The 7,783-nt window shown below is 63.8% G+C and carries 11 protein-coding genes; 5 read left to right on the top strand and 6 right to left on the bottom strand.

The genetic code is table 11. The features are described from left to right. A partial coding sequence (locus FJV80_RS06310) for a VOC family protein (protein WP_142875916.1) occupies positions 1 to 296 on the bottom strand: 296 nt, incomplete at its 3' end. An 18-nt stretch (positions 297 to 314) separates the two neighbouring features. Further along, complete coding sequence (locus tag FJV80_RS06305; protein ID WP_095773915.1) at positions 315 to 737, bottom strand: hypothetical protein; 423 nt, start codon at positions 735 to 737, stop codon at positions 315 to 317. 196 nt (positions 738 to 933) lie between these two features. Between FJV80_RS06305 and FJV80_RS06300 the strand changes: the two genes are divergently transcribed. Beyond that, on the top strand, positions 934 to 1,491 hold the full coding sequence (locus FJV80_RS06300) for a TetR/AcrR family transcriptional regulator (RefSeq protein ID WP_246688909.1): 558 nt from the start codon (positions 934 to 936) through the stop codon (positions 1,489 to 1,491). A gap of 17 nt (positions 1,492 to 1,508) precedes the next feature. Continuing rightward, the gene (locus FJV80_RS06295) at positions 1,509 to 2,126 is read left to right on the top strand and encodes an MOSC domain-containing protein (protein ID WP_142875914.1); all 618 of its coding nucleotides are present in this window, start codon (positions 1,509 to 1,511) and stop codon (positions 2,124 to 2,126) included. 65 nt (positions 2,127 to 2,191) lie between these two features. Here the strand turns inward: FJV80_RS06295 and FJV80_RS06290 are convergent, their stop codons facing one another. Further along, entirely contained in the window at positions 2,192 to 3,031 is an 840-nt protein-coding gene (locus tag FJV80_RS06290; RefSeq protein WP_142875912.1) for an SDR family oxidoreductase, read from the bottom strand. A gap of 132 nt (positions 3,032 to 3,163) precedes the next feature. Continuing rightward, the gene (locus tag FJV80_RS06285) at positions 3,164 to 4,126 is read right to left on the bottom strand and encodes a D-amino acid aminotransferase (RefSeq protein WP_142875911.1); all 963 of its coding nucleotides are present in this window, start codon (positions 4,124 to 4,126) and stop codon (positions 3,164 to 3,166) included. 158 nt (positions 4,127 to 4,284) lie between these two features. Here FJV80_RS06285 and FJV80_RS06280 point away from each other — a divergent pair, with 158 nt between their 5' ends. Next, the gene (locus tag FJV80_RS06280; RefSeq protein WP_095773919.1) at positions 4,285 to 4,794 is read left to right on the top strand and encodes a hypothetical protein; all 510 of its coding nucleotides are present in this window, start codon (positions 4,285 to 4,287) and stop codon (positions 4,792 to 4,794) included. Between the two features lie 5 nt (positions 4,795 to 4,799). On the opposite strand, the gene FJV80_RS06275 is transcribed toward FJV80_RS06280, so the two are convergent. Beyond that, positions 4,800 to 5,114, bottom strand: a complete 315-nt coding sequence (locus FJV80_RS06275) for a DUF2293 domain-containing protein (protein ID WP_095773920.1) — start codon at positions 5,112 to 5,114, stop codon at positions 4,800 to 4,802. Further along, the gene (gene tsaA / locus FJV80_RS06270; RefSeq protein WP_142875909.1) at positions 5,111 to 5,635 is read right to left on the bottom strand and encodes a tRNA (N6-threonylcarbamoyladenosine(37)-N6)-methyltransferase TrmO; all 525 of its coding nucleotides are present in this window, start codon (positions 5,633 to 5,635) and stop codon (positions 5,111 to 5,113) included. Before tsaA ends, FJV80_RS06275 begins: the two co-directional genes overlap by 4 nt. Positions 5,636 to 5,828: 193 nt before the next feature. Between tsaA and FJV80_RS06265 the strand changes: the two genes are divergently transcribed. Together FJV80_RS06265 and metF are read left to right on the top strand one after the other, a co-directional pair. After that, on the top strand, positions 5,829 to 6,851 hold the full coding sequence (locus tag FJV80_RS06265) for a metalloregulator ArsR/SmtB family transcription factor (protein ID WP_095773922.1): 1,023 nt from the start codon (positions 5,829 to 5,831) through the stop codon (positions 6,849 to 6,851). Then, positions 6,851 to 7,768 carry a methylenetetrahydrofolate reductase [NAD(P)H] gene (gene metF, locus FJV80_RS06260; protein ID WP_095773923.1) on the top strand — a complete coding sequence of 306 codons (918 nt, stop codon included), beginning with the start codon at positions 6,851 to 6,853 and terminating at the stop codon, positions 7,766 to 7,768. Before FJV80_RS06265 ends, metF begins: the two co-directional genes overlap by 1 nt. The last annotated feature ends 15 nt before the right edge of the window (positions 7,769 to 7,783 follow it).

Here is a 7,783-nt window from a genome sequence, read left to right as displayed (position 1 = left end):
CCGCCGGCAGCCTTGCGGGATAACTGCTCAGGCTGGGCTGCCAGGTCGTCGAATTCCAGCATCATGGCAGAGCCTTTCATCGGCTCGGCATCATCATTGTCGGAGGCATGGAACAGCACGCCCGGACCTTCGAAGCGCGCATGCAGGATTTTTCCGCGCATGGTTTCTGTTCGCACCGGCATGCCGTTATCGCCCCAGCGCAGCAGGATCGTTCCCCGGCCAAGGCCGCACTGTTCGTAGAAAGCCAGTGCCGGCTCGCAGTTGGTGGTGAAGAACAGCGAAGGGGAGAGCCGCATCACATCTTCCCTGTGAAATCAGTGCGCGGCGGCGGTGGCGGCGGCAATGAGTGCGTCGCCGGTATATTGCCTGTCGCCGATGCCCCAGCCGCCGTCGGGCGCGTTGACGATGTTTATCCAGGTGTTTTCGGGCTTGTGCCCGGCCACGCAGAGTTCGGCGACGATGCCGGCGGCCGTGGTGATGAAGGCGTTGCGAGCCTCGATCGAGCCGAGGGCGATATTGGGCAATTTCAACTCCACCATCACGACAGGCCTGTTGGCGCCGCCGGCATAGATGTGGCGCGACGGCAGGATGTGGACCGTGCCACCGACGATGGCGGTGAAGAACGCATTGCCGGTGGCGCCGGAAGCTTCGATGAGGGCGGCGCTGAGGCGCGGCAGGATCTCGCGCTCTCCGGCCTCTGTCAGTACGCCTTCTGGCGCGGTCACGGTGATGGGCATTTGGTCTCTCCTTGTCCTTCGGCTGCACGGCCTTGCCGGAAGATCCTCTTCCGGCTTGCCATGTTTCGTATCAATTGTTACGTTATGCACAACGAGCAAGTCAACAGGTTTCGTATCGATCACTATGGATAATTTGGAAAAGGCCAGGGGTGGTCGTCCCCGCGCGTTCGACCCGGACCGGGCGCTGGATGCGGCGATGCATCTGTTTTGGGAGCATGGCTATGAGGCGACGTCGCTGGCCATGCTGCGCGAGGCGATGGGGCTGACGCCGCCGCAGATCTACAACGCCTTCACCGACAAGGAGACCTTGTTCCGCAAGGCGCTGACGCGCTACCACGAGACGGAGATCGGCTTTGCGCTGGACGCGCTCGGCGCACCGGTGTCGACTCGAGAGGCGATCCGGCTGCTGCTGCTGGGCGCGGCGGAGGCCTATTCCAGGCCCGGCAAGCCGGGCGGATGCCTTTTCGTCAGCGGTGCGCTGGCGGCCTCGCCGCAGGCGCAGGCGATTGCCGATGAACTCAAGTCCTATCGCAAGGCGAGCGAGGCGGCGATCGCGGAGCGCCTCGCCAAAGGCCAAGTGGCGGGCGACCTGCCGGAAGGCTTCTCCGTCGAGAGCTTCGCCAAATATATCGCCGGCGTCATGAACGGCATGTCGATCCAGGCGCGGGACGGCGCATCGGCCGAAGAGTTGCGCATTATGGCCCAAACCGCTCTTGCGGCCTTGCCGCCCGAAGAGCAAAAACGGGGAGCATGATTCAAGGACGGAACGCCATGCTGGATCTCTTCCCCGAAGCCGAGAAGCCGGTCGAAATCGTCCCGGCAAAGAAGCTTTCCGCCCGCGCTGCAGCGCTCTATGTCGCGCTGGCGGATCATTTCCAGACGCGACCGGTGGAGGAATTGCGCCTTGGCTTCGACGGCATTTCGGGCGATTTCCACGCGGGCGCAACGCGGCGCTCGGGCGGGCGCGAACCCTGGTATCCGCGCGGCACCGAAATGCGCAACGAGCGGCAGCTGTCGATCGTGGCGGCGGACGAACTGGCCATCGTCGCCGGGCGGATGGGCCTTCCGGAGATCAAGCCGGAATGGATCGGCGCCAATCTGGTGATCGAAGGCGTGCCGCAACTGTCGATGCTGCCGGCCGGTACGCTGCTGTTCTTCAAGGATGGCGTCACCCTCAAGGTCGACGCCCAGAACGGACCATGCCGCATTTCCGGGCGATCGATCGCCGAAAATGCTGGAATGGCCGACATCGAAGCCGGCGCACTGCTGTTTCCCAAAATGGCCAAACGGCTGCGTGGCGTGGTCGCCTGGGTCGAGAAGCCCGGAACGATCAGGGCCGGCGAAGAGATTTCGGCGCGGGTGCCGGAGCAGTGGATTTATCAGGCATAGCCGCGCATTGCATCGTGACCGAAGGGCTACGCCGCTGATGAGCGGCGTAGCAAAATGCCGAAGCCTCAGCCCTTGCGGTTCTTGTTGGCGCCTTGCGCCATGACGGACACGTGGTCCCACTTGTCCCAGGTGGCGAGGCGGTTGGCGTATTCCTGACGGATCATCGGCAGGCCGCCGTCACCGAAGAACACCCGCAGCGGCGGCTCGGCGGCGTCGACGATGGCCAGCATTGCCGGACCTGTCGCCTCGGGATCGCCGGCGACCGAGTTGGCGCGGCGCTCGGCCATCTTGGCGCGGGCGGGCGCATAGGCCTCCATCGGCTTGGACACCTTGGCTGAGGCGCCGGACCAGTCGGTGGAGAAGCCGCCCGGCTCGACCAGCGTGACATGGATGCCGAATTCCGCCACCTCGATGCTGAGCGACTGGCTGAAGGCTTCCAGCGCCCATTTCGAGGCATGGTAGAGGCCGAGCGAGGCAAAGGCGTTGACGCCGCCGATCGACGAAATCTGGATGATGTGGCCGGACCGCTGGGCGCGCATGATCGGCACCACGGCCTGCGTGACCCAGAGGGCACCGAACACATTGGTTTCTATCTGGTCGCGGGCTTCCTGCTCACTGACTTCCTCGATGGCGCCGAAATGGCCGTAGCCGGCATTGTTGATGACGACGTCGAGCCGGCCAAATCGCTTGTGCGCCTCGGCGACGGCGGCATCGACGGCTTTCTTGTCGGTGACGTCGAGCTTGATCGCGGCGATGTGGTCGCCATATTTCTCGACCAGATCGGCGAGCGTGCCGGCGTCACGGGCGGTCGCGGCGACACGGTCGCCACGCGCCAATGCGGCCTCGGTCCAGATGCGGCCAAAACCCTTCGACGATCCGGTGATGAACCAAACCTTATTTGTCATGATGTGGAATCCTTGCCCTTACGGGCGCAATTTTGGGTGAAAGCGGAGGCTTCTCCGCTTTCGGGCATATACGGCCTATCGCGTGATTTTCCAGGGGCGAGGGGAAATCTTTTTGAACAAGACGTCCCTTGATCAGGGATAACTCACCTGAGACGACCAGGCCGGATCGTCGTGCTTTTGCCAGTAGAGCGCCATCAGCCGGCCGGTAACAGGCCCGACCTTGCCGTCGGCGATCGCCGCGCCATCGATGTCAGTCACCGGCATGATGCCGCCCGCGGTCGAGGTGATGAAGACCTCGTCGGCCGCCGTGAGTGCTGCAACGCTGACATCGGCGGCCGCGGCGGCAAGACCTTCTTCGGCGCAGAGATCGAAGACGGTGCGGCGGGTGATGCCAGGCAGCACGCCGATGGCCGGCGTCGACAGCTTGCCATCCTTGACGCAGAAGACGTTGAAGCCCGGGCCCTCGGCGACATTGCCGTTGAAGTCGAGAATGAGTGCGGTCTCGGCACCGTGGTCATAGGCGTCGTAGAGGCCGCGCACCAGATCGAGCCAATGGTAGTTCTTGATCGACGGATCGACCGATGCCGGCGGGATTCGCACCTTGTCGCTGATGGCGACGCGCAGGCCGCGCTGCAATTGTTCGGCATTGGCGACCGAACCGAACGGCACGGCGAAGGCCATGAAGCGGTTGATCGCCTGGCGCGGATCGCGGCTGAAGGTTGGCGAGGCGCCGCGGGTGCACAGCATTTCGACATAGGCGGCGCGATGGCCTGAAAGGGCGACGCAATTGTGCAGGATATCGGCCACGCCATCCCTGTCGAAGGGGATGGTCATGCGCAGCTTGTCGAGCCCGCCGAAGAAGCGGTCGAGATGCAGATCGAGGCGGAAGAAGCGGCCGTTCCAGACATGCACCGTGTCATAGGTGGCGTCGGAATGCAGGAACCCCCAATCCAGCACCGACACTTTGGCTTGCGACATCGGCAAGTACTGGCCGTCGAGGAAGGCGATGCCGTCGGGATAGGTGTGCGGGTCAACATGGCGGTTGCCGACCGTGGGCAGTGGTTTTGTAGCCTGTGTGGCGGTCGTCTGGTCCATCGGGGCCTCCTCGCGGGCAGGGCGGGTCATCAGCCTACCGGCCCGGGACAGGAGGCATAGAGCCAACCGCCCGGCACCGTTCGTCCTCCATGACGGTCCTAGCCGATACACCGGATTGGAATTGCCTTATGATCGGATGGCTTGGAATGGGAGGGGATATGGGCAGGCTTGGGACCATCATCGCAGCCATGATGATTTTCGCCGCCACGGGCGAGGCCAGCGCGCAGTGCGTGAAACAAGGCGACGAACTCTGCCAAAACGGCCAGACCTATCGCTGCGAGAAGACCGGCAGCGAGTTGACGCCGATCTTCCAGAACCTGCCTTGCACGGTGAATGCGCCGGCGCAGACACTGACCGGCACCTGGGTCGGCAGCGGCCACCAGAGCCCGGCGGGTGATGCCGGCGCCGACTGGTCGATCGCCATGACGATCAGGAATGACGGCGCGTCGATCGATTATCCGTCACTTGGCTGCGGCGGATCGCTGTCGCAGACGTCGAGGGACGAGACGTCGGCGGAATTCCATGAAAGCATCACCTATGGCCAGGACACGTGCATCGACGGTGGCGACATCACCGTCCGCTTCTTCAAGGGAAACCTGTCCTGGACCTGGGTCGGCCAGGCCGATGGCCAGCCTTACAATGCGATCGCCGTGCTGACGCGACAATAGCCGCTTCATTCCTCCTCGTCGTCGGCGTCGAGCAGGCGTGTCGCGCGCCAGCGGGTGAGCACGATGTTGGTCTTCTCGATGACGAAGAAGCGGGCGGAGTCGCGGTCATAACCCTCGGCCAGCAGCTTTTCATAGTCGGTGTGCATGTGGCGGATGTGGGCAATGGTTGCCAGCCACACGGCAATGCCTGGCGGCAAGGTCTTCATATGCACTGCGCCGGCATCCGCACGGATCTTCTCCATGTCGGCATAGGGCGCCAGCGGCAGAAGTGCGGTCAGCGCCTTGGCGATGGCGCGGCGGCGGCCGGTCGGTGCAGTCATCGCTCCCCGCGTCCCTCGATGATCGCTTCCGGTATGGCGTCGGTCGAGGCGAAGTAGGGTTTGATGTCGATGACCGGCGTGCCGTCGAGCACGTCGATGGCGTCGAGATCGATGCGCCCGGTGGCGATGTCCAATCCGACGGGCCTTACCACATGCAGGCCGACTGGGTTCGGCCGGGCTGGGGAACGCAGGCCGAATACGCCTTTTGCTTCAGTCGCATGGCGGGGTTTTTGCACAATCAGATTCCGCGGCGCGTGATGCAGCCAGGACAGGATGATGACATGGCTGGCGCGCTCCAGACCCTGCAAGCCAGGGCGATAGGGCGCGTCGATGGTCAGCACCGCCGGCTGTCCGGTCTCGCGCGCCGTGCGCATGTTTTTCGGGCAGCTCTCCCTTGTCGTCCAGAGCGAGGCGATGCGGCCGATGAAGACGACGCGGCCATCCGCCGGCATCGTTGCCGGATCCAAGCCCAGCCTCTGCTCGCCTTCGCGTGCCTCGAACATTTCGCGCGGCCCCGTCATTCTGCCCATCTCCGTGCTGCTGCTGTCATTGTCCCAGGACCGCTACACATTTTTGGGCGGCGCGCACCGGAAAATCACGCATGCGGCATTTTCTTGTCCGGAAGCGACATAGCGCTTGCAAGGTTTTGAAAACCGACATAAACATATGTTTATATCTTTTTCAAAGTGAATGCGCTGAAAAGAGAATACGCTGATGCATGTTTCGCTCGACACCATGGTGGATACGCTGAAGGCGGCGGCCGAATCCAGCCGCCTGCGCATATTGGCACTGTTGTCGCGTGGAGACCTCACCGTTTCCGATCTTACCGAAATTCTCGGCCAGTCGCAGCCGCGCGTTTCGCGGCATTTGAAGCTGCTGCTCGAGGCCGGGCTGATCGACCGCTACCAGGAAGGATCATGGGCCTTCTTCCGCCTGTCGGATGCCGATTCCGCGCGCGACTTCGTCATGGGGCTGGTTTCCAGCATTCGCGGCGCCGATCCGCAGGTCGAGCGCGATCTCGAACGCCTGGCCTCGGTCAAGCGCAAGCGGCAGGACCGGGCGGCCGAGTATTTCTCGGTGAACGCCGCAAGCTGGGACCATATCCGCTCGCTGCATGTGCCGGACCGTGCGGTCGAGGCGGCGATGCTGAAGCTGGTCGGCAAGCGGCCGTTCCAGTCGATGCTGGATCTCGGCACCGGTACCGGGCGGCTCCTTGAAATCTTCTCGCCGCTCTACCGGCGCGGTGTCGGCATCGACATGTCGCGCGAGATGCTGACCGTGGCGCGTGCCAATCTCGACAAGGCCGGCGTTTCGAACGCGCAGGTGCGGCAGGGCGACATCTTCTCGCCACCGGTCGAGCGCGACGCTTTCGATCTCGTCACCATCCACCAGGTGCTGCACTATCTCGACGATCCCGCCCGCGCCATCCACGAGGCGGCACGGCTTTTGCGGCCGTCGGGCCGGTTGGTCATCGTCGACTTCGCGCCGCACACGCTGGAATTCCTGCGCGAAGAGCACGCGCATATGCGGCTCGGCTTTTCCGACCGGCAGATCAGCGAGTGGTTTGCAGAGGCCGGCCTCGATCTCGAGGATGCCCAGGAATTCGAGCCGCGCGGCGGCAGCGAGCCCAGGCTCACCGTCAAGCTCTGGCTTGGCCGCGACCGGCGCCTGCTGATCGCCGACCCTGCCAATGACAGCCAGCAGACCAAAGTGAATTCGATAGGGGAAATCGCCTGATGAACCAGTTCCGCTTTTCCCGCCGCCCCGACATTGGCGACAAGGTCAAGGTTTCCTTCGAGTTCTTCCCGCCCAAGAATGACGAGATGGAGGCGCGGCTGTGGGACACGGTCACAAGGCTGGAACCGCTGAAGCCGAAATTCGTCTCGGTGACCTATGGCGCCGGCGGCTCGACGCGTGAGCGCACGGCGCGCACCGTCGGCCGCATCCTGAACGAGACCAGCCTGACGCCGGCCGCGCACATGACCTGCGTCGATGCCGCCCGTCATCAGGTCGACGCGGTGATCCAGGAATTCGCCGATATGGGCGTCAAGCGCTTCGTCGCCCTGCGCGGCGATCCGGCCGCGGGCGTGGGCACCGCCTACCGCCCGCATCCGGACGGCTACGCCAACGGCGCCGAACTGGTGGGCGCGCTGAAGGAAGCGGGCGATTTCGACATCTCGGTTTCGGCATATCCGGAAAAGCATCCGGAAAGCCCGGACTTCGCCACCGATATCGACATGCTGAAGCGCAAGGTCGACAATGGCGCGACGCGGGCGATCACCCAGTTCTTCTTCGACAATGATCTCTACGAGCGCTATGTCGAGCGCGCGCGTCGCGCCGGCATCTACATCCCGATCGTTCCGGGCATTTTGCCGGTGCATAATTTCACCCAGGTCGCCAATTTCTCGGCGCGCTGCGGCGCGCTGGTGCCGGCATGGCTGGCCGAGCGTTTCGACGGCCTGCAGAACGATCCGCAGACGCATGCGCTGGTGGCATCGGCCGTCGCCGCCGAACAGGTTCTCGACCTGGTCGAGCGTGGCGTGGGCGACTTCCACTTCTACACGATGAACCGCGCCGACCTCGTCTTCGCCATCTGCCACATGATCGGCATCCGCTCGCACGAGGCGGAGGTGGCGGGCTCGGCTGCTGCGTGAGGTTTAATGCATGTC

Origin of the sequence: Mesorhizobium sp. WSM4310, from assembly GCF_007003935.1 — a bacterium.
GTDB lineage: Bacteria > Pseudomonadota > Alphaproteobacteria > Rhizobiales > Rhizobiaceae > Mesorhizobium.
The sequence above is the reverse complement of the archived record's forward strand: the minus strand, read 5'-3'. Positions and strand labels throughout refer to the sequence as shown.

Bases quoted from the DNA above. Each gene is read 5' to 3' on its own strand.
- FJV80_RS06285 (WP_142875911.1), bottom strand. From the start codon at position 4,126: ATGGACCAGACGACCGCCACACAGGCTACAAAACCACTGCCCACGGTC.
- FJV80_RS06265 (WP_095773922.1), top strand. From the start codon at position 5,829: ATGCATGTTTCGCTCGACACCATGGTGGATACGCTGAAGGCGGCGGCC.
- metF (WP_095773923.1), top strand. From the start codon at position 6,851: ATGAACCAGTTCCGCTTTTCCCGCCGCCCCGACATTGGCGACAAGGTC.
- FJV80_RS06300 (WP_246688909.1), top strand. From the start codon at position 934: ATGCATCTGTTTTGGGAGCATGGCTATGAGGCGACGTCGCTGGCCATG.
- FJV80_RS06305 (WP_095773915.1), bottom strand. From the start codon at position 737: ATGCCCATCACCGTGACCGCGCCAGAAGGCGTACTGACAGAGGCCGGA.
- FJV80_RS06295 (WP_142875914.1), top strand. From the start codon at position 1,509: ATGCTGGATCTCTTCCCCGAAGCCGAGAAGCCGGTCGAAATCGTCCCG.
- FJV80_RS06280 (WP_095773919.1), top strand. From the start codon at position 4,285: ATGGGCAGGCTTGGGACCATCATCGCAGCCATGATGATTTTCGCCGCC.
- FJV80_RS06275 (WP_095773920.1), bottom strand. From the start codon at position 5,114: ATGACTGCACCGACCGGCCGCCGCCGCGCCATCGCCAAGGCGCTGACC.
- FJV80_RS06290 (WP_142875912.1), bottom strand. From the start codon at position 3,031: ATGACAAATAAGGTTTGGTTCATCACCGGATCGTCGAAGGGTTTTGGC.
- tsaA (WP_142875909.1), bottom strand. From the start codon at position 5,635: ATGACGGGGCCGCGCGAAATGTTCGAGGCACGCGAAGGCGAGCAGAGG.